The following is a 21315-nucleotide window of genomic DNA, read 5'->3' as shown; positions in this document are numbered from 1 at the left end:
CGTCGTTTCGCACGCAACAAAAAGCCCCGCTTGATGCGGGGCTTTTTGTTTTCCGGCGGGGCGGCAGCGTCAGCCGCGCGGCTTGCCGAGCAGCGGTTTCAGCGCCGGCCAGACGTTGTCGAGCAGAATGCCTTGCGCCTGCTGTGCAGGGTGCATCTGGTCGGCCTGGAACAACTCCGGCTTGTTCTCGATGCCGGCCAGCAGGAACGGCACGAGCGGCACGCCGAGATCCTTCGACAGTCGCGTATAGACGGCGTGGAACTTCTGCGTGTAGTCGGGGCCGTAATTGGGCGGCACATACATGCCGACCAGCACGACTTTCGCCCGCGCCTGTCGCGCACCGGCGATGATGTCGCGCAGGTTCTGTTCTGTCGTTGCGAGCGGCACGCCGCGCAGCGCATCGTTCGACCCGAGCTCGACGACGACGATCGCCGGCTTGAGCCGCTGCAGCACCGCGGGCAGCCGCGCACGGCCGCCGCTCGTGGTGTCGCCGCTGACGCTGGCGTTCGCGACGCTATAATCGATTCGCTCGGTCGTGAGCCGTTGCCGCAGCAATGCTACCCAGCCGGTGTCACGCGGCAGCCCGTATTCGGCCGACAGGCTGTCGCCGAGCACGACGATCACGGGCTGGCCCGATGTCGCTGCCGGCGTCGTTGCGGCGCGTGCCGGCACGGTAGCCGCGAGCAGGGTGCCCAGCAGCGCGGCGAATGCCGCGCGTCTTTTCCAGCGAAATGTCGTGTCCATGTTCAAGATTACCGATCCGATCATCGAAGTCCATGACGTATGCAAGCGGGTCGCCGATGCAACGGGCGAGCTGACGATCCTCGACGGCATCACGCTCGCCGTGCAGCCGGGCAGCAGCCTCGCGATCGTCGGCGCGTCGGGGTCGGGTAAATCGACGCTGCTCGGCCTGCTTGCCGGGTTGGACAGCGCGACGAGCGGCACGGTTCGCCTGCTCGGTCGTGCGCTCGACCAGCTTGACGAGGATGCGCGCGCGGCACTGCGCAACGGCGCAGTCGGCTTCGTGTTCCAGTCGTTCCAGTTGATGCCGCACCTCACGGCGCTCGAGAACGTGATGCTGCCGCTCGAGCTGCAGGGTGGCATCAGCGCGCGTGAAGCAGCCGATCGTGCCCGGGCGCTGCTCGTACAGGTCGGTCTCGGCGAGCGTACCGCGCATTATCCGAAGCTGTTGTCCGGGGGCGAGCAGCAGCGTGTCGCGCTTGCGCGCGCATTCGTCACGCGCCCGGCGATCCTGTTTGCCGACGAGCCGACCGGTAGCCTCGATGCAGCCACGGGCCATGCGGTCATCGACCTGATGTTCGAACTGAACCGCACACATGGCGCCACGCTCGTGCTTGTCACGCACGATGTCGAACTTGCACGCCGCTGTGCGACGACCGTGACGATCGACGCCGGACGCATCGTCGAGCCGCACACGGAGCGGCGCGGCACCTGAATCGAGCGGCCGGCCGCGCAAGCAGGGCTGCGCGGCCGGCCTCTGCATGACGCCGATACCTCAGCGCATCAGCGCTTCAGCGCCGCACGGGCGCGCTCGATCAGCGCGGTGGTCGACGAGTCGTGCTTCGCCGGATCGACCGACTCGGCCGTCAGGTCGGCTTCCACCACCTTCCCGAGAATCTTGCCGAGCTCGACGCCCCACTGGTCGAACGGATTGATGTCCCACACCGTTGCCTGCACGAGCACCTTGTGTTCGTACAGCGCGATCAGCGCGCCAAGCGTGCGCGGCGTCAGCGCATCGACGAGCAGCGTCGTCGTCGGGCGGTTGCCGGGGAACGTCAGATGCGGCGCGAGCGCCTCCTTGCCCGGCCCCGCGACCTTGCGCGCTTCGTCGAGCGTGCGGCCGAGCATCAGCGCCTCGCTCTGCGCAAAGCAGTTCGCCAGCAGCTTCGGATGATGGCTCGCGAGCGGATGCTCGGGTGTCAGCACCGCGATGAAGTCGATCGGCACGATCGTCGGGCCCTGGTGCAGCATCTGGAAGAACGCGTGCTGGCCGTTGGTTCCCGGCTCGCCCCACGTGACCGCGGAGGTCGGGTAGTCGACGAAGGTGCCGTCCAGGCGCGCGGATTTGCCGTTGCTCTCCATTTCGAGCTGCTGCAGGTATGACGGCAGGTAGTGCAGCGCTTCCGAATACGGTGCGACGAGATAGCTCTGCGAACCGAAGAAATTCCGGTACCAGATACCGATCAGGCCGAGCAGCACGGGCAGGTTCCGCTCGAGCGGCGCTTCGCGGAAATGACGGTCCATGTCATTCGCGCCGGCCAGGAGCTCGTCGAACTGCTCCGGGCCGATCGCGATCATGATCGACAGGCCGACTGCCGACCACAGCGAATAGCGGCCGCCGACCCAGTCCCACATTTCGAACACGTTGTCCGCGGCGATGCCGAACTTCACGACTTCGGCCGGGTTCGCCGACACGCCGACGAAGTGCTTCGCGAGCGCTTCCTCGGGACAGCCGCGTGCGATGAACCAGTCGCGCAGCGAGCGCGCGTTCGTCATCGTCTCGAGCGTCGTGAAGGTCTTCGACACGATGATCGCGAGCGTTTCTTCCGGGTCGACCTGTTCGAGCACGCGCGCGAGATCGGCGCCGTCGACGTTCGATACGAAGTGCGTGGTGATGTCAGGCGTCGCGACGTGATGCAGCGCATGCACGACCATCTTCGGCCCGAGATCGGAGCCGCCGATGCCGATGTTGATCACATGGCGGATGCGCTTGCCGGTGTAGCCCGTCCACGTGCCGCTGCGCACGGCGCGCGCGAAGGTCGCCATCTTCGCGCGCTCGGCGCTGATCTGCGCGTGGAACGGCGCTTGCGGATCGGTCGCGCGCAGCGCGGTGTGCAGCGCGGCACGGCCTTCTGTCGGGTTGACGATCTCGCCCGCGAACATCGCGTCGCGGCGTGCTTCGACGCCCGCGTCGCGCGCGAGCTGCACGAGCAGGCGCAGCGTCTCGTCATTGATGCGGTTCTTCGAGAAATCGGCCGCGAGGCCGCCGCCCGCGAGCGTGAAGCGTTCGGCACGCGTCGGCGCGTGGTCGTTTTCCGGCGCGAACCAGTCGCGCAGGCGAGCATGGCGGATTTGCTCGAAGTGGGATTGAAGGGCAGTCCAGGCGGGGAGCGAATTCAGCGTCATGGCGGTTCGAGTGAAGCGTGAATCGGGAGGAATGCCGCGCCGGCTCATCGGGATCGGAAGGCCGGCGGACGAGAGGGCCCGCCGTGCGGCGGGGCAGTCAGTATAGCGGCCTTATGTGTCGGCGCGCGGCGACGCGTAAAAAAGGCGATTGATCAGCGTGCGCACCATCGGCGCGAGTTCGCCGGCCGTGAGTCCGGCCGGGCCGGTGCCGTGCGCGGTCAGCGTGTCGGCCGCGAGGCCGTGCAGGTAGACGCCCGCGAGCGCCGCTTCGTATGGCGCGACGCGCTGCGCGAGCAACGCGCCGATCAGTCCGCCGAGCACGTCGCCGGTGCCGCCCGTGGCGAGCGCCGCATTGCCGGTCGGATTGATCGTCACGCGGCCGTCCGGCGCCGCAATCACCGTGCCCGAGCCTTTCAGCACGACGTTCGCTACATAACGCGCCGCGAGCGCCTGCGCGGCGGCGACACGGTCGTGCTGGATCGTCGCCGTGTCGCTGCCGAGCAACCGGGCGGCTTCGAGCGGGTGCGGCGTCAGCACGCACGGATTGCCGCGCGTACCGCGCGTAGCGACGGCGGCCGCGAGATCGGCATGTGTGGCGACGAGGTTCAGCGCATCGGCATCGAGCAGCGTTGCGGCATCGTGTGCGAGCACGTCGCGCACGAGCGTCGCCGCGGCCTGGCGCGTACCCAGCCCGCAGCCGGCCGCGATGGCGGTCATCGCGCCGAGATCGAGGCCGTCAGCCGGATGCAGCATCAGTTCGGGAAACGGCGGGTCGTACGGCGGCGCGCCGGCGCCGAGGAAGCCGACGTGCACCTTGCCGGCACCGGCGAACAGCGCGGCGCGGGCGGCCAGGATCGGCGCACCGCCCATGCCCGTGTCGCCGCCGAGTACCGCGAGACTGCCGAACGTGCCCTTGTGGGACGCGAATGCGCGCGGGGGCAGGGCGGCGGCGAACCGCTCGGGCGCGTTCAGCACGATGGCCGGCGCGGCCGGCGGCGAGACGTCGAGCGATGCGACGTCGATCTCGCCGGCGAGATCACGACCCTCGCCGGTGTAGAGGCCCGGCTTCGCGGCGATGAAGGTGAGCGTATGGGTGGCGGCGACAGCGACACCCGCGCCGACGATCCGGCCCGTATCGCTGTCGAGCCCGCTCGGTACATCGAGTGCGAGCACCTGGCCGCCGCTGCGCGCATGCGCGGCGATGCGCCGGGCCTGCTCGGCGAATGCGCCGTCGAGCGCGCGGCCGAGACCGATGCCGAACAGCCCGTCGACGACCCATGCAAAGCCGTCCAGCGAAGCAGGCGGTGCGGCGGACAGCGGTACGCCGGCTGCGCGCGCGAGGCCAAGCGCCCATTGCGCGTCGTCCGGTTTCACCGGCACCGGCATCCACGCTTGCGTGGCGACGCCAAGCTGCTGGAGGTGGGCGGCTGCAACCAGCGCGTCGCCGCCGTTGTTGCCCGGGCCGACCGCGAACCACACGGGGCGGTCGTCGCCGGCCATGCGCTCGGACAGCCAGTGCGCGGCGGCGGCGCCGGCGCGACCCATCAGCGTATGCGGCGGCAGCACGGCCGCGGCGTCGGTTTCGGTTGTGCGCAGGTCGGCGACGCGCAGCAGCGCGATCGGATCGGAATCGGGAAGCGGGCGGGTATTAACGGTCATCGCGGGGTCGTGGCGGCTGGCTAGGAGGCCGCCGGGGACGGGCCCGCGGCGGTCAGGTCGTGAAGCGCCCGGCGCGCAGCGCGGCGAGCGTGTCGGCGGGCCAGTGCTGCACGTCGCCGCCCAGATAGTCGGTCACCACTTTAGCAGACCCGCATGCGAGCCCCCAGCCGGCCGGGCCGTGTCCGAAATTGACGAACACGCGCGGATGCGGGGTCGGACCGACGACCGGCAGGCCGTCCGGTGACAGCAACTGAGTGCCTTGCCACGACAACGCAGCGGAGATCCGCGCGGCGCCGGGTACCCAGTCGTGGACGGCCTGGCCGAGCAAGGCGAGCGCGGCCTCGGACAGCGGCTCCGCGAGCGGCTTCGCGGTGTCGGGCAGGCTCTGCAGCACGGCGCCGCCGCCGACGCGCAGCCGCTGGTGGGTGCGCGTGATCGAGATCCGCTTGATCGAATCGATGACGTTCAGGTGCGGCGCGTGTTCTTCATAGGCGACCGGCGCGGTGAGCGTATGGACGCGCACCGGGTGCAGCGGCAGGCGCCAGCCGAGCCGGTCGAGCAGTGGCAGGCTGCCGGCGCCGGCGGCGACCACGATCGCATCGGCGGAAATCACGTCGACCTCGCGTGCGTTCGACGCGCGCCGGTCGCCGGGCGGGACGAGTTCGACCGCGGCACGGCCGGTGTCGGCGCGGATCGCGGCGACTTCCGCGCCGAAGCGGAACTGCACGCCATGCTCGTCGAGCGTCTGCTTGACCAGTTTCGCGAACAGCGGGCAATTGCCGGTGCGCTCGGTCTCGAGCAGCACGCCGCCGGCGAAGCCGGGTTCGGCCGGCACCGACGGCTCGAGCGCGGCGCATTCGTCGGCGGAGAGCAGGCGGTACGGCTGGTCGAGCGTGCGCAGCAGATCGAGTGCGGGCTGCATCGCCTCCCAGTCGCGCGGATCGCGCACCACGTGCAGGATGCCGGGCTTCTGTTCGAATTCGAGTTCGAGGCGCGTCTCGATGTCGGCGAGCGTGTCGCGCGACGCATCGATCAGCGGGCGCAGCCGCGCGTACTGGGCGGCGAACGCGTCGGGTTCGCGCAACGTGCCGAGTTGCTTGACGAAGCGGCGCACGCCGCCGTTGAAGCCCGGCTTGTAGACGATGCCGCTGTCGCGCGGCTGGCGCTGGCGCATGAAGGTCGGGCCGAACCAGACGTCGAGCGGGCTCGGCAGCAGCGCGCCGCCGTCGCCGTAGGTCGCACCCTGTGCGACGGTGGCGTGACGTTCGACCACGCACACGCGATGGCCGGCCGCGCGCAACTGGTAGGCGGTGGCGACGCCGCTGATTCCGCCGCCTATGACGATGACATCCATGGATTGCTTCGATGACGGGCGGCGCGCGTGCGCCGCCCGGTGAGAATTCGCTGAGGGCCCCGGCCCGGTGAACCCGGAATGATAGCGCCAAAATCGCGGGAACCGGCGCCGGGCGAGCACGGACCGTGCAGCCGCGCCATGGCCGCCGGCTGCCGCGCCCGCGCGGGGCCGCCCGACGGGCGTGACGGACGCGGCGCGCCCCGTGGCACCGTCGCGGTGCACGCGGGCTACCGATTGGCCGGTCTGGGGCGACCGACTTCCGGGTATAATTACGGCCTTCCTTTCGCCCCACGTCGCCACCTCGCGCGACTCATCGACGTCAGTCCAGCCCATGGCTCACTTCTCGTGTTTTCCCGGCGCTTCGGCCCTCTCCGATTTCCGTCAAACCCGTCTGCTCGACACGCTCAGGCAAATCGACGCCAACATCGTCGCGGTGCGCGGGCAGTTCCTGCACTTCGTCAATGCGGCCGAACCGCTGTCGGCCGACGACAGCGCGCGCATCGACGCGCTGATGCACTACGGCGCGCCGTTCGAGCCGGCGGCCGAGAAGGGCACGGCCGAGACCTTCGTCGTGCTGCCGCGCTTCGGCACGGTCTCGCCGTGGGCGAGCAAGGCGACCGACATCGCGCAGCATTGCGGCCTCACACAGGTGCGCCGCATCGAGCGCGGCGTCGAATTCACGGTCACGCTGAAGTCGGGCCTGCTCGGCGGCAAGAAGGCGCTGTCGGACGACGCGCGCGCAGCCGTCGCGGCCGCGCTGCATGACCGGATGACCGAAAGCGTGGTTGCGGCGCGCGACGACGCGAAGCACCTGTTCGACGAACTGCCGGCCAAGCCGCTCGCGACCGTCGACGTGCTGGGCGTCGGCCGCGGCGCGCTGGAGCGCGCGAACGTCGAGCTGGGCCTCGCGCTCGCCGACGACGAGATCGACTACCTGGTCGACGCGTTCCGCAAGCTCGAGCGCAACCCGACCGACGTCGAACTGATGATGTTCGCGCAGGCGAACAGCGAGCACTGCCGCCACAAGATCTTCAACGCGCAGTGGACGATCGACGGCGAAGCGCAGGACATGTCGCTGTTCGCGATGATCCGCAACACCGAGAAGCTGAACCCGCAAGGCACGATCGTCGCGTATTCGGACAACTCGTCGATCATGGTCGGTGCCGAAGCCGAACGCTGGTTCCCGCGCAAGACGGGCGCGGCCGGCGAGCCGGGTGAACGTTATGGCCGCCACACCGAGCTCACGCACACGCTGATGAAGGTCGAGACGCACAACCACCCGACGGCGATCTCGCCGTTCCCGGGGGCGGCGACCGGCGCGGGCGGCGAGATCCGCGACGAAGGCGCGACGGGCCGCGGTGCGCGCCCGAAGGCCGGCCTCACCGGTTTCACCGTGTCGAACCTCGATCTGCCCGATGCCCGCCAGCCGTGGGAAAACGATCGTGACGCGGCGCAGCCGGTTGCCGAGCGCAACCCGAACGAAGCGCACGGCCCGTACGGCCGCCCGGACCGCATCGCGTCGCCGCTGCAGATCATGATCGACGGCCCGCTCGGCGGCGCCGCGTTCAACAACGAATTCGGCCGTCCGAACCTCGGCGGCTATTTCCGCGTGTACGAGCAGAACGTCGGCGGGAAGGTGCACGGCTATCACAAGCCGATCATGATCGCGGGCGGTCTCGGCAACATCGCCGACCAACATACGCACAAGCACGACGTGCCGGCCGGCTCGCTGCTGATCCAGATCGGCGGCCCGGGCATGCGCATCGGCATGGGCGGCGGCGCCGCGAGCTCGATGGCGACCGGCGCGAACACGGCCGAACTCGACTTCGACTCGGTGCAGCGCGGCAACCCGGAAATCGAGCGTCGCGCCCAGGAAGTGATCAACGGCTGCTGGCAGCTCGGCGCGGAAAACCCGATCCTGAGCATCCACGACGTCGGCGCGGGCGGCCTGTCGAACGCGTTCCCCGAGATCGTCGACGGTGCGGGCAAGGGTGCGCGCTTCGAACTGCGCAAGGTCGCGCTCGAGGAGTCGGGCCTGTCGCCGCGCGAAATCTGGTCGAACGAAGCGCAGGAGCGCTACGTGCTGGCGATCGCGCCGGCCGACCTGCCGCGCTTCGAGGCGATTTGCGCCCGTGAGCGCTGCCCGTTCGCGGTGGTCGGTGTCGCGACCGACGAACGCCAGTTGAAGCTCGTCGACGACGAAGCGACGGGCGCCGATGAATACCCGGTCGACATGCCGATGGAAGTGCTGCTCGGCAAGCCGCCGCGCATGCATCGCGACGTCACCCGCGTGACGACCGAGCGCGCGCCGGTCGACGTGACGGGCATCGCATTGTCGGCGGTCGCCGTCGACGTGCTGAAGCACCCGACGGTCGGCAGCAAGTCGTTCCTGATCACGATCGGCGACCGCTCAGTCGGCGGCACGTCGGTGCGCGACCAGATGGTCGGCCCGTGGCAGGTGCCGGTGGCCGACTGCGCAATCACCGCGCTCGACTACGCGGGCTTCAAGGGCGAGGCGATGACGATGGCCGAGCGCACGCCGCTCGCCGTGATCAATGCGCCGGCATCGGGCCGCATGGCGGTCGGCGAGGCGATCACGAACATCGTGAGCGCGCCGATCGCGGCGCTCGACAAGCTGAAGCTGTCGGCGAACTGGATGGCGGCATGCGGCACGGCCGGCGAGGACGCCGCGCTGTTCGACACGGTCAAGGCGATCGGCATGGAGCTGTGCCCGGCGCTCGGGATCGGCATCCCGGTCGGCAAGGATTCGCTGTCGATGAAGACGAAGTGGGATGAGCAGGGCGTTGCGAAGGAAGTGGTGTCGCCGGTGTCGCTGATCATCTCCGCGTTCGCACCGGTCGAGGACGTGCGCCGTCACCTGACGCCGCAACTGCGCCGCATCGCCGACGCGGGCGACAGCGTGCTGATCGCGATCGATCTCGGCCGCGGCAAGAACCGGATGGGCGGCAGCATCTTCGCGCAGGTTACGCAGCAGGTCGGCGACACGACGCCGGACGTCGACGATGCGGAAGACCTGAAGCGCTTCTTCAACGCGATCCAGTCGCTGAATGCGCAAGGCAAGCTGCTGGCGTACCACGACCGCTCGGACGGCGGCCTGTGGGCGACGGTGTGCGAAATGGCGTTCGCGGGCCACGCGGGCGTGTCGCTGAACGTCGACATGCTGACGCTCGACCCGAATCACGAATCCGACTACGGCGACGCAAAGGACTGGGCGAAGCAGACGAGCGGCCGCCGCGAGGATCGCACGCTGCGCGCGCTGTTCTCCGAGGAACTCGGCGCCGTCGTGCAGGTGCGTGCGACCGATCGCGACGCGGTGCTCGGCGCGCTGCGCGAGTTCGGCCTGTCGGCGTGCTCGCACGTGATCGGGTCGGTCAACGATCGCGACGTGATCGAGGTGTACCGCGACGCGAAGAAGATCTTCGACGCACCGCGCACCGAACTCCATCGCGCATGGAGCGAAGTGAGCTGGCGCATCGCGCGCCTGCGCGATAACCCGGCCTGCGCGGATGCCGAATACGACGCGCTGCTCGACGCGGCCGATCCGGGCATCTCGCCGGTGCTGAGCTTCGATCCGGCCGATGACATCGCCGCGCCGTTCATCGCGACGGGCGCACGGCCGCGCGTCGCGATCCTGCGCGAGCAGGGCGTGAACTCGCATCTGGAAACGGCCTACGCGTTCGATCGCGCGGGCTTCGATGCGCACGACGTGCACATGAGCGACCTGCTGGCCGGCCGTGCCACGCTCGCCGATTTCGCGGGCGCGGTCGCATGTGGCGGCTTCTCGTACGGCGACGTGCTGGGCGCGGGCGAAGGCTGGGCGAAGACGGTCCGCTTCAACGCGAACCTTGCCGACATGTTCTCGGCCTTCTTCGCACGTCCCGACACGTTCGCGCTCGGCATCTGCAACGGCTGCCAGATGATGTCGAGCCTCGCGTCGATGATCCCGGGCGCCGAAGCGTGGCCGAAGTTCACGCGCAACAAGTCCGAGCAGTTCGAGGCGCGCTTCTCGTTCGTCGAAGTGCAGAAGTCGCCGTCGATCTTCTTCGCGGGGATGGAAGGCTCGCGGATTCCGGTCGCGGTCGCGCACGGCGAAGGCTACGCGGACTTCTCGCAGCAGGGCGACATCGATCGCGTCGCGGTCGCGATGCGTTACGTCGACCACCGCGGCGAAGCGACCGAGCGCTATCCGTTCAACCCGAACGGCTCGCCGGCCGGCATCACGTCGGTCACGACGGCCGACGGCCGCTTCTCGGTGCTGATGCCGCACATGGAGCGCGTGCATCGCACGGTCGCGATGAGCTGGCACCCGGAAAGCTGGGGTGAAGCGAGCCCGTGGATGCGCGTGTTCCGCAACGCGCGCCGCTGGATCGGCTGATCGGGATGATGTTCGACCCGAACGCGCCGGTCGAGGTCGTCACGCTGCGCGATGCGCGTGCCAGCGAGGCCGACGCGATCGGCCGCGTGATCGTCGCCGCGTTTGCGGGCGAGCCGGAAGGTGGGCAGTTCGAACGGCGAATCGTCGATACGCTGCGGGCGGACGGTGCGTTGAGCGTCTCGCTCGTCGCGGAGCGCGACGGCCGCCTGATCGGGCACGTTGCGTTCTCGCCGGTGTCGATCGGCGGAGAATCGTCCGGCGGCCAGGGCTGGTACGGGCTGGCGCCGCTCGCGGTGCTGCCCGATTGCCGGCGGCAGAGCATCGGTGCCGGCTTGGTGCGCACGGGGCTCGACGCATTGCGCCGGCTTGGCGCGCGCGGTTGCGTGCTGCTCGGCGAACCCGCGTACTACACGCGGTTCGGCTTTGCGCCATCCGGCGACATCGTGTTCCCGGGCGTGCCGCCCGAGTATTTCCTCGCGCTGTCGCTCGACGATTCGGCGCCGCGGCCGTCGGGTGACGTTCGCTATCACGACGTGTTCTATCCCGCGTAGCCTGCCGCGCTTGCGGTGCGCGCGAATCCGGCACGGGAAGGGCCGCTCTTCCGAGCGGCCTTTTCTTTTGCCGGGCGAGCTGACGCACATCGTGATGCGCCGGCAGCCCGCGCGGGCAATAAAAATGCCGCTCCGAAGAGCGGCATTTTGGATGCATCGGCGACGAGCGCCTGCGTTACTGGATCTTTGCCTGCTGGCGCAGACCTTCCTCGAACGCCTGCAGCTTCTGCTGCACGAGCTGCTGCGCGATCTGCTGCTTCACCTGATCGAACGGCGGCGGGGCGATGTCGCGGACGTCGTCGACACGGATGATGTGCCAGCCGAACTGCGTCTTCACCGGCGTGTCGGTCATCTGGCCTTTCTGCAGCTTTTGCGCGGCCGCCGCGAATTCCGGTACGTACGCCTTCGGGTCGGACCAGTCGAGATCGCCGCCGTTCTTGCCCGAACCCGGATCCTTCGAGAACTGCTTCGCGAGATCCTCGAACTTCGCGCCGGCCTTGATCTTCGCGATCAGGTCCTTCGCCTGCTGCTCGTCGCTGACGAGGATGTGGTGCAGGTGGTATTCGCGATTGCCGCCGGCGCCCTTCACGAGGTCATCGTAGCGCGCCTTCACTTCGGCGTCGGTCGGCTGGTTCTTCTTCAGGAAGCTCTCGATCATCGAACGCAGCACGACGGTCTGCTGCGCGACGGCGACCTGCGCCTTCACGTCCGGACGGTTCGGGATGCCTTCGCGGATCGCTTCCTGCATCAGGATTTCGCGGTTCACGAGTTCCTGGCGGACGGCCTGCTGCAGTTGCGGGCTGTCGGTCTGGCCTTGCTGGACGAGCTGAGCCACCATCGCGTCGGCGCGCGACTTCGGAATCGGCGTGCCGTTGACGACGGCGATGTTCTGGGCAAATGCCGGTGCCGCTGCAAAAGCAGCCGCCGCGACCCACAGGCGGGGGGATTTCAGGATCATCGGGAATTCCTAATGAGACTAGATTGAAGATTCGTTGAATTCTTCGGGCGTGTAAGCCACGATCGCGAGCGCGTGAATGCCGCGCTGCATCGCATCAGCGAGCGCATCATACACCAGCCGGTGCCGCGCGACGCGCGGCTTGCCCGCGAAGGCGGCCGCTACGATCGTGACCGTGAAGTGGCCGCCGGCGGACGCGCCGGCGTGGCCCGCGTGCTGCGCGCTGTCGTCGCGCACGGTGAGCGACAGCGGGGCGAGCGCCGCGGTGAGGCGCGCTTCGATCAGCGCGATGCGTTCGTCGGGCGACGCGTGGAGAAAGGCGTCCGTCATGTCACTCGTCCTTCAGGTATTTCGTGAGCCACAGGCTCTGCAGGATGATGAATACGACCATCGCGCCCGTCGTGCCGAACAGCTTGAAGTTCACCCATTGCGATTCGGTGAAGTTGTGCACCACGTACAGGTTCGCGACACCGAGCACCGCGAAGAACAGCGCCCAGGCGACGTTCAGCTTGTCCCACACGGGGTGCGGCAGCGTGAGCTGCTTGCCCATCATCTTCTCGATCAGGTTGTTGCCGAACGCATAGCGCGCGGCGAGCAGCCCGATCGCAAACAGCCAGTACAGCACAGTCGGTTTCCATTGAATGAATTTCTCGTCATGCAGGACGAGGGTGGCGCCACCGAAAACGACGATCACGCCGAGGCTGACCCACAGCATCGTGTCGACCTTCCGGTGCCGGAAGGCAACCCAGGCGACCTGGGCCAGCGTCGCGACGATCGCGACGGCGGTGGCGGTAAAGATGCCCCAGACCTTGAAGGCGGCAAAAAACAGGATGATCGGAAACAGATCGAACAGGAATTTCATGGCGCTCGCAGCTGCGTGAAAGGCCGCTTGCGCGGCCTTTCACCGTTGTAGGGACCCGCCAGGCACCGCCGGAGCGGATCGGGGCGGTGGCGCGAGGGGCGCCCCGCGAATCCGCCCGGCGCCGCTCATTCGTTTTCGGGTCGGGACTCGAAGTTTAACGCAGCCGAATTGATGCAGTACCGCAAACCGGTCTTGTCGCGCGGGCCGTCCTCGAAGACGTGGCCGAGATGCGCGCCGCAATGGTTGCAGCGCACCTCGACGCGCACCATCCCGTGCGAGTAGTCGACCTTTTCGTCGATCACCTCGCCGTTGAGCGGCTTGAAGTAGCTGGGCCAGCCGCAGCCCGAGTGGAACTTGGCGCCGGACTCGAACAGCGGCGTGCTGCAGACGACGCATTTGTAGATGCCGTCGTCTTCGGTGTCGGTGTATTCGCCGGTGAATGCGCGCTCGGTGGCCGCATGCTGCGTGACTTCGTACTGCATCGGCGTGAGCCGGCGGCGCAGCTCGGCGTCGTCCTTCTCGTACGGGAAGGTCTTGTCGTCGGAATCGTGGGACATGTGGGGTTCTCCTGATCGATGGGGCGATACTCGCGGGTTGCGGCTCAGGACGAGCAGCTCACTTCGAGCGACCCGGCCCAGTCGGGCGGCAACGCCGCGTACGCTTCATGCTCCGGTTGTTCGTCGAACGGGCGGCGCAGGATCTGCGCGAGCCGCTCGATTTCCGAAAAATCCTTTTCCTTCGCGCGCCGGATCGCGACTTCGGCCAGATGGTTGCGAAGCACGTATTTGGGGTTCGCGCGGTTCATTGCAACCGCGCGAGCCGCGTCGTCGCGCGTTTCCTCGGACAGCCGTGCGCGGTAGAGGTTCGCCCATGCGTCGAATGCTTCACGGTCGATGAAGAGGTCGCGCACGGGTGCGTCGCGGCTCGCGTCGTGCTTCGAGATCTGCGCGAGCCGGCGGAACGTCAGCGTGAAATCCGCATGGCTCGCATGCATCGTCTCAAGCAGCTTGTTGGCAAGTTCGGCATCGTGCTCGCGTTCGAGCTCCAGGCCGAGCTTCGCGCGCATCGCACGTTCGAGCGCGGGGCCGAAGCGTTCCGGGAACTTCGCGAGCACGGCCTGCGCGTCCTCCACTGCACGTTCGGCGCGCGCATCGTCGTCGGCGATGCCGTGCTGCAGGCCGATAAGCGGCAGCAGCGCCTGCGCGAGGCAATAGCAGTTCCAGTGCGCGATGCGCGGCTGCATCCGGTATGCGTAGCGGCCGCTCGTATCCGAGTGGTTGCAGATGTGGTTCGCGTCGAACGCATCGACGAAGCCGAACGGGCCGTAGTCGATCGTCACGCCGAGGATCGACATGTTGTCGGTGTTCATCACGCCGTGGCAGAAGCCGACGGCCTGCCACTGCGCGACGAGATCGGCCGTGCGCAGCGTCGCGGCCTCGAGCAGCGCGAGGTACGGATCGTCGGCGTGGCGGCAATCCGGATAGAAGCGGTCGATCACGTGATCGGCGAGCTGGCGCAGCAGGTCGGGGCGATCGTTCGAGAAGAAGTGCTCGAAGTGGCCGAAGCGCACGAAGCTCTCCGACACGCGCGTGACGACTGCCGACGTCTCGATCTCCTCGCGCACCACCGGCTGGTCGGAACCGATCACCGTCAGGGCGCGCGTGGTCGGGATGCCGAGATGATGCATCGCTTCCGAGCACAGGAATTCGCGGATCGACGAGCGCAGCACCGCGCGGCCGTCACCCATGCGCGAGTAAGGCGTGCGGCCGCTGCCTTTCAGCTGCAGCTCGTAGCGGCGGCCGTCCGTGCCGGTGCGCTCGCCGATCGTCAGCGCGCGGCCGTCGCCGAGCTGGCCGGCCCACACGCCGAACTGGTGGCCGGAATACACCGCTGCATACGGCATCGCATGCGCGGGCCAGTCGCGCGTCGGGTTGCCGGCGAACAACTCGGCGAAGCCGGGCTGCGCGGCGATCGACGGCGGCAGATCGAGCAGTTGCGCGACTTCGCCGGAGAGGCCGACGACATACGGCGCGGCCAGCGGCGCGGCCGGCAGCCGCGTATGAAACGCGTCGCCGAGCGTGACGAACGCGCCGGCGGCAGGCTCGCCGAGCGTGGCGGCGAGGTCGGGGAGGGTGTCAGCCGGATCGGCTGCGCTTCGGGAAAACGACATGTTGAGCGCCTCTGGGTAAGCCGATATTGTAAGGCGGCGCCGCGCCGCCCGCATGGTGGCCCGCGCACCGTGCGCCAGGCCCGTCCGGGGCCGCTGACGGGCGCGCCGCAGAGGCACCGATTCGCATCCTCACGGAGAACAAGACGATGGGTAAGCCGTTGCTGGGCCAGATGATGGACATGCCGTTGCTGGTGTCCTCGCTGATTTCTCACGCCGCGCGCCACGCCGGCGATACGGAGATCGTGTCGAAGCGCGTGGAAGGCGACCTGCATCGCTACACGTACCGCGATTGCGAACGCCGCGCGAAGCAGCTGGCGCAGGCGCTTGCGCGGCTCGGCGTCGAAACCGGCGATCGCGTCGGCACGCTGGCGTGGAACGGCTACCGGCATCTGGAAGCGTATTACGGGATCGGCGGGATGGGTGCCGTGTGCCACACGATCAATCCGCGCCTCTTTCCCGAGCAGATCGCGTACATCGTCAATCACGCGGAAGACCGCTACGTCTTCTTCGACATCAATTTCGCGCCGCTCGTCGAGGCCATTGCGCCGCAATGCCCGCACGTGAAGGGCTGGGTCGCGATGACGGACGCCGCGCACCTGCCGTCCGGCACGACGCCGTTCCTCTGCTACGAAACGCTCGTCGAAGCGGAGGACGGCCGTTACGACTGGCCGCGCCTCGACGAGCAGCAGGCGTCGGGGCTCTGCTACACGTCGGGCACGACCGGCAACCCGAAGGGCGTGCTGTATTCGAACCGCTCGACCGTGCTGCACGCGTACGGCGCAGCGCTCCCCGACGCGATGAACCTGTCCGCGATGGACGCCGTGCTGCCCGTCGTGCCGATGTTCCACGTCAACGCATGGGGGCTGCCGTACGCGGTGCCGCTCACGGGCGGCAAGCTCGTGCTGCCCGGCAAGGATCTCGACGGGAAATCGCTGTACCAGCTGATGGAGGCCGAGCGCGTGACGTTCTCCGCGGGCGTGCCGACCGTGTGGCTCGGCCTGCTCAACTACATGCGCGAGGCCGGCGTGCGCTTCTCGACGCTGAACCGCACGGTGATCGGCGGCTCCGCGTGCCCGCCCGCGATGCTGCGCACCTTCGAGGACGAATACGGCGTGCGCGTGATTCACGCATGGGGGATGACCGAGCTGTCGCCGCTCGGCACGCTCGCGAAGCTCAACTGGGCGCAGTCGCAGCGGCCGCTCGACGCGCAGCGCAAGCTGCTCGAGAAGCAGGGGCGCGTGATCTGCGGCGTCGACATGCGCATCGTCGGCGAGGACGGCCACGAGCTGCCGTGGGACGGCGTCGCATTCGGCGAACTGCAGGTGCGTGGCCCGTGGGTGATCGATCACTACTTCCGCGGCGATACGTCGCCGCTGTCGTCGGACGGCTGGTTCCCGACCGGCGACGTCGCGACGATCGATCCCGACGGCTTCCTGCAGATCACCGACCGGAGCAAGGACGTGATCAAGTCGGGCGGCGAGTGGATCAGCTCGATTGACATCGAGAACGTCGCGATTGCGCACCCGGGCGTGGCCGAGGCCGCCTGCATCGCCTGTGCGCACCCGAAATGGACCGAGCGCCCGCTGCTCGTCGTGGTGCCGCGCGAAGGGGCGAACCTGAGCCGCGACGCGCTGCTCGCGTTCTACGAAGGCAAGGTCGCGAAATGGTGGATTCCCGACGACGTCGTATTCGTCGAATCGCTGCCGCACACCGCGACCGGCAAGCTGCAGAAGCTGAAGCTGCGCGAGACGTTCCGCGACTACGTGTTGCCGACGGCGGTCTGCGAGCCGTAACGCAGGCCCGGGCCGGAAGCGGCGCGTGACGCGGTCGCCCGATCCGTCCCCGGATGGGCGACCGACATCGGGAACGAAATTCAAATTGAACGACCGTGCTTTTTCGTTGTATGCTGCCTCCGTTCATCAGGACATGCGGCTGTTCGACCGCGCACAATGAAGCGCAGCCACCCCGGCGCGCGATGCATGGAGGCAGGCAGATGGCAGTGGATTACTCGACTCGCGACGGCGTGGCCGTCCTTACGCTCAACAATCCGCCCGTCAACGGGCTCGGCCTGTCGACCCGCCAGGGCGTCATGGACGCGCTCGATCGCGCCGCGCAGGACCCGTCGGTGACAGCCATCGTGCTGACCGGCGCGGGACGCGCATTCTCGGGCGGCGCCGACATCACCGAATTCAATACGCCGAAGGCGCTGCAGGAGCCCACGCTGCACACCGTGATCCGCGCGGTGGAGGCGAGCGCGAAGCCCGTCGTCGCGGCGCTGCACAGCGTCGTGATGGGCGGCGGCCTCGAGCTTGCGCTCGGCGCGCACTACCGCGTCGCGGCACCGGGCGCGCAGATCGCGCTGCCCGAAGTGAAGCTCGGCCTGCTGCCGGGCGCGGGCGGCACGCAGCGCCTGCCGCGTGCGGTGGGGCTCGAAACCGCGCTGAACATGATCGTGTCGGGCGCGCCCGTGCCGTCGGAGCAGCTTGCGAAGAGCGGGCTGTTCGACGAAATGGCCGACGGCGACCTGCTCGACGCGGCCGTCGCGTTCGCGGGCAAGGTCGGCGCGCAGAAGGGGCCGCATCCGCGCGTGCGCGATCGCAAGATCGTTCACCCGAACGCCGCGGGCTTCATCCAGTTCGCGCGCAATTCCGCGAAGGCCGCCGCGCCGAATTTCCCCGCACCGCACAAGTGCATCGACGCGATCGAGGCCGGCGTGCTGCACGGCTTCGACAAGGGCAGCGTGGCCGAGCGCGAGGGTTTCGTCGCGCTGATGATGACGCCGGAAAGCCGGGCGCTGCGGCATGCGTTCTTCGGCGAGCGCGCGGCGAGCAAGATTCCCGACGTGCCGGCCGATACGCCGCTGCGCGAGATCCGCCGCGTCGGCGTGATCGGCGCGGGCACGATGGGCGGCGGGATCGCGATGAACTTCGTCAACGCAGGCCTGCCCGTCACGCTGCTCGAGACGAAACAGGAGGCGCTCGAGCGCGGCGTCGCGACGATCCGCAAGAACTACGACGCGCAGGTGAAGAAGGGCAAGCTCACGCAGGAGAAGCTCGACGCGCGCATGGCGCTGATCACGCCGACGCTGTCCTACGACGACCTGAAGGACGCCGACCTGATCGTCGAGGCCGTGTTCGAGGAACTCGGCGTGAAGGAGCAGGTGTTCACGAAGCTCGACGAAGTCGCGAAGGCGGGGGCGATCCTCGCGTCGAACACGTCGACGCTCGACGTCGACAAGATCGCGGCATTCACGAAGCGTCCGCAGGACGTCGTCGGCATGCACTTCTTCAGCCCGGCGAACGTGATGAAGCTGCTCGAGGTCGTGCGCGGCGCGCAGACCGCGAAGGACGTGCTTGCCACCGTGATGGCGGTGGCGAAGAAGATCCGCAAGACGGCGGTCGTGTCGGGCGTGTGCGACGGCTTCATCGGCAACCGGATGATCGAGCAGTACATCCGCCAGGCGCTGTTCATGCTCGAGGAAGGCGCGCTGCCCGCGCAGGTCGATCGTGCGATCGAGAAGTTCGGTTTCGCGATGGGCCCGTTCCGGATGAGCGACCTTGCCGGCAACGACATCGGCTGGGCGATCCGCAAGCGCCGCTACATCGAGCAGCCCGATCTCCAGTACTCGAAGATCGCCGACCGCCTGTGCGAGCAGGGCCGCTTCGGCCAGAAGACGGGCGCCGGCTGGTACGACTACGTGCCGGGCGAGCGCAAGGCCAGGCCGTCGTCGCTCGTCGACGAGATGGTCGTCGCGTATTCGAAGGAGCGCGGTGTCGAGCGTCGCAAGATCGGCGACGACGAGATCGTCGAGCGGCTCGTGTTCGCACTCGTCAATGAAGGCGCGAAGATCCTCGAGGAGAAGATCGCGTCGAAGGCGTCCGACATCGACATGGTCTACCTGACCGGCTATGGCTTCCCGCTGTGGCGCGGCGGCCCGATGCTGTACGCGGACGTGGTCGGCCTCTACAACGTCGAGCGCGCGATTCGCCGCTACGCGGCCGCACCGAACGGCGACGCATGGCAGCTCGCACCGTCGATCGCGGAACTCGCGAAGGCCGGCCGCGGGTTCAACGGCTGACGCGCCGGATCGCGGCGCGACACACACCCGGAGAAACGCAATGAAACGCACCGACGACGTACTGCTCGTGATCGACGTGCAATACGACTTCATGCCGGGCGGCGCGCTCGCGGTGCCCGACGGCGACGCGGTCGTGCCGGTGATCAACGCGCTCGCGCAACACTTCGACCAGGTCGTGCTGACGCAGGACTGGCACCCGCGCGAGCACGTGTCGTTCGCGGCGAACCATCCGGGCCGCGAACCGTTTTCCACGCTTTCGCTGCCGTACGGTGAGCAGGTGCTGTGGCCCGTGCACTGCGTGCAGGACACCGATGGCGCGGCGCTGCATCGCGATCTCGACATCCCGCATGCGCGGCTCGTGATCCGCAAGGGCGGCGACGCGCAGGTCGACAGCTATTCCGCGTTCGTCGAAGCCGACCGCACGACGCGCACCGGGCTTGCGGGCTATCTGCGCGAGCTCGGTGCGAAGCGCGTGTGGTGCTGCGGGCTCGCGACCGACTATTGCGTCGCGTGGTCGGCGCTCGATGCGCGCGCGGCCGGTTTCGAAGCCGCGGTGATCAACGATGCGTGCCGCGCGATCGACCTGAACGGGTCGCTCGCCCACGCGTGGCAACAGATGCAGGCAGCGGGCGTCGCGCATGTGACGTCCGCGGGCGCGCGCCCGGCGGCGTAGCGCAATTTCCCATCCGATTCAGGACATGAAGCAGGACCGAAGGAGACTCGCATGACCGAAGCCGTAATCGTATCGACCGCCCGCACGCCGCTGGCGAAATCCTGGCGCGGTGCTTTCAACATGACGCACGGCGCGACGCTCGGCGGCCACGCGGTCGCGGCCGCTGTCGAACGCGCGAAGCTCGACCCCGCACGCGTCGAGGACGTGATCATGGGTTGCGCGAACCCCGAAGGCGCGACCGGCGCGAACATCGCGCGGCAGATCGCACTGCGCGCGGGGCTGCCCGTGACGGTGCCGGGGATGACCGTGAACCGTTTCTGCTCGTCCGGGCTGCAGACCATCGCGCTGGCCGCGCAGCGGATCATCGCGGGCGAAGGCGAAGTGTATGTGGCGGGCGGCGTCGAATCGATCTCGTGCGTGCAGAACGAGATGAACCACCACATGATCCAGGAAGGCTGGCTCGTCCAGCACAAGCCCGAGATCTACTGGAACATGCTGCAGACGGCCGAGAACGTCGCGAAGCGCTACAGCATCTCGAAGGAGCGGCAGGACGAGTACGGCGTGCAGTCGCAACTGCGCGCCGCGGCTGCGCAGGAAGCCGGGCGCTTCCGCGACGAGATCGTGCCGATCACTGTGCTCGCGGGCGTTGCCGACAAGGCGACGGGCCGCCTGTTCACGAAGGAAGTGACGGTCTCGGCCGACGAAGGGATCCGCCCCGACACGACGCTCGAAGGCGTGTCGAAGATTCGCTCGGCCGTGCCGGGCGGCGTGATCACCGCCGGCAACGCGAGCCAGTTCTCGGACGGCGCGTCGGCCTGCGTCGTGATGAGCGCCGACGCCGCGCGGCGCGAAGGGCTGCAACCGCTCGGCGTGTTCCGCGGTTTCGCGGTGGCCGGTTGCGAGCCGGACGAGATGGGCATCGGCCCCGTGTTCGCGGTGCCGAAGCTGCTGAAGCAGGCGGGGCTGAAGGTCGACGATATCGGCCTGTGGGAATTGAACGAAGCATTCGCGGTGCAGGTGCTGTACTGCCGCGACACGCTCGGGATTCCTGAGGACCGTCTTAACGTGAACGGCGGCGCGATCGCGGTCGGCCATCCGTACGGTGTGTCGGGCGCACGCCTGACGGGCCATGCGCTGATCGAAGGCAAGCGGCGCGGCGTGAAGTACGTGGTCGTCACGATGTGCATCGGCGGCGGGCAGGGTGCAGCCGGGCTGTTCGAAATCCTCTGATCTTTGACGCGGAGCGGCCGCGGTTTCGCTTCGGCGAGACAGGCGGCCGCGACGCGAATCGGTGCGAATGATCCGCCATTCGAAACAATCGGGAAGCAATAGGCATGCGCCCGGCAATGCCGTTTCCCCTTACTTGTCAAACGAATTGCCCCACCTATACTTGCTCTGACATTTGCCTTTCGGCACGATGGGCAGGATCGTGCGTCGTGTGATCCGTGCCGCGAAGGTTCGAACCCACGC

The 21315-nt window shown here is 68.2% G+C and carries 16 protein-coding genes; 7 read left to right on the top strand and 9 right to left on the bottom strand.

The window, feature by feature from the left end; genetic code table 11:
- Window positions 1-69: 69 nt before the first annotated feature.
- Window positions 70-744, bottom strand: coding sequence for an arylesterase (locus FFS49_RS04100; RefSeq protein ID WP_039367155.1), 675 nt, complete (start codon window positions 742-744; stop codon window positions 70-72).
- On the opposite strand from FFS49_RS04100, the gene FFS49_RS04095 reads away from it, so the two are divergent.
- The gene (locus tag FFS49_RS04095; protein WP_039367152.1) at window positions 743-1456 is read left to right on the top strand and encodes an ABC transporter ATP-binding protein; all 714 of its coding nucleotides are present in this window, start codon (window positions 743-745) and stop codon (window positions 1454-1456) included. The two genes, FFS49_RS04100 and FFS49_RS04095, sit on opposite strands and share 2 nt — an antisense overlap.
- A gap of 68 nt (window positions 1457-1524) precedes the next feature.
- Here the strand turns inward: FFS49_RS04095 and pgi are convergent, their stop codons facing one another.
- The 3 genes from pgi to FFS49_RS04080 form a co-directional block, all read right to left on the bottom strand.
- Window positions 1525-3147, bottom strand: a complete 1623-nt coding sequence (gene pgi, locus FFS49_RS04090) for a glucose-6-phosphate isomerase (RefSeq protein WP_105818570.1) — start codon at window positions 3145-3147, stop codon at window positions 1525-1527.
- 111 nt (window positions 3148-3258) lie between these two features.
- Window positions 3259-4806: an NAD(P)H-hydrate dehydratase gene (locus FFS49_RS04085; protein WP_105818569.1), complete on the bottom strand. Its 1548-nt coding sequence runs from the start codon at window positions 4804-4806 to the stop codon at window positions 3259-3261.
- 52 nt (window positions 4807-4858) lie between these two features.
- Window positions 4859-6160, bottom strand: a complete 1302-nt coding sequence (locus FFS49_RS04080; RefSeq protein WP_071334627.1) for an FAD-dependent oxidoreductase — start codon at window positions 6158-6160, stop codon at window positions 4859-4861.
- A 331-nt stretch (window positions 6161-6491) separates the two neighbouring features.
- On the opposite strand from FFS49_RS04080, the gene purL reads away from it, so the two are divergent.
- Window positions 6492-10556, top strand: coding sequence for a phosphoribosylformylglycinamidine synthase (gene purL / locus FFS49_RS04075; protein ID WP_105818568.1), 4065 nt, complete (start codon window positions 6492-6494; stop codon window positions 10554-10556).
- 5 nt (window positions 10557-10561) lie between these two features.
- A complete protein-coding gene (locus FFS49_RS04070; protein ID WP_105818681.1) occupies window positions 10562-11107 on the top strand; it encodes an N-acetyltransferase in 546 nt (181 codons plus the stop codon).
- Between the two features lie 175 nt (window positions 11108-11282).
- Here FFS49_RS04070 and FFS49_RS04065 read toward each other — a convergent pair whose 3' ends face one another.
- From FFS49_RS04065 to FFS49_RS04045, 5 genes are all read right to left on the bottom strand, one after another.
- Entirely contained in the window at window positions 11283-12065 is a 783-nt protein-coding gene (locus FFS49_RS04065; RefSeq protein ID WP_039367137.1) for a peptidylprolyl isomerase, read from the bottom strand.
- 18 nt (window positions 12066-12083) lie between these two features.
- A complete protein-coding gene (locus FFS49_RS04060; protein ID WP_071334625.1) occupies window positions 12084-12392 on the bottom strand; it encodes a BolA family protein in 309 nt (102 codons plus the stop codon).
- A 1-nt stretch (window position 12393) separates the two neighbouring features.
- Complete coding sequence (locus FFS49_RS04055) at window positions 12394-12924, bottom strand: septation protein A (protein ID WP_011352350.1); 531 nt, start codon at window positions 12922-12924, stop codon at window positions 12394-12396.
- Between the two features lie 125 nt (window positions 12925-13049).
- Entirely contained in the window at window positions 13050-13481 is a 432-nt protein-coding gene (msrB, locus tag FFS49_RS04050) for a peptide-methionine (R)-S-oxide reductase MsrB (RefSeq protein ID WP_046545914.1), read from the bottom strand.
- A gap of 44 nt (window positions 13482-13525) precedes the next feature.
- Window positions 13526-15094 carry a protein adenylyltransferase SelO gene (locus FFS49_RS04045; RefSeq protein WP_105818567.1) on the bottom strand — a complete coding sequence of 523 codons (1569 nt, stop codon included), beginning with the start codon at window positions 15092-15094 and terminating at the stop codon, window positions 13526-13528.
- Between the two features lie 146 nt (window positions 15095-15240).
- Here FFS49_RS04045 and FFS49_RS04040 point away from each other — a divergent pair, with 146 nt between their 5' ends.
- From FFS49_RS04040 to FFS49_RS04025, 4 genes are all read left to right on the top strand, one after another.
- On the top strand, window positions 15241-16887 hold the full coding sequence (locus FFS49_RS04040; RefSeq protein ID WP_046545912.1) for a 3-(methylthio)propionyl-CoA ligase: 1647 nt from the start codon (window positions 15241-15243) through the stop codon (window positions 16885-16887).
- A 200-nt stretch (window positions 16888-17087) separates the two neighbouring features.
- Window positions 17088-19172 carry a 3-hydroxyacyl-CoA dehydrogenase NAD-binding domain-containing protein gene (locus FFS49_RS04035; protein ID WP_105818566.1) on the top strand — a complete coding sequence of 695 codons (2085 nt, stop codon included), beginning with the start codon at window positions 17088-17090 and terminating at the stop codon, window positions 19170-19172.
- A gap of 40 nt (window positions 19173-19212) precedes the next feature.
- Window positions 19213-19845, top strand: coding sequence for a bifunctional nicotinamidase/pyrazinamidase (gene pncA, locus FFS49_RS04030; protein ID WP_105818565.1), 633 nt, complete (start codon window positions 19213-19215; stop codon window positions 19843-19845).
- Window positions 19846-19896: 51 nt separating this feature from the next.
- Window positions 19897-21075 carry an acetyl-CoA C-acyltransferase gene (locus FFS49_RS04025; RefSeq protein WP_105818564.1) on the top strand — a complete coding sequence of 393 codons (1179 nt, stop codon included), beginning with the start codon at window positions 19897-19899 and terminating at the stop codon, window positions 21073-21075.
- Window positions 21076-21315 lie beyond the last annotated feature (240 nt).

The sequence above is a fragment of the Burkholderia sp. 4NA327C6 genome (genome assembly GCF_005502655.1).
Classification (GTDB): domain Bacteria; phylum Pseudomonadota; class Gammaproteobacteria; order Burkholderiales; family Burkholderiaceae; genus Burkholderia; species Burkholderia contaminans.
The sequence above is the reverse complement of the archived record's forward strand: the minus strand, read 5'-3'. Positions and strand labels throughout refer to the sequence as shown.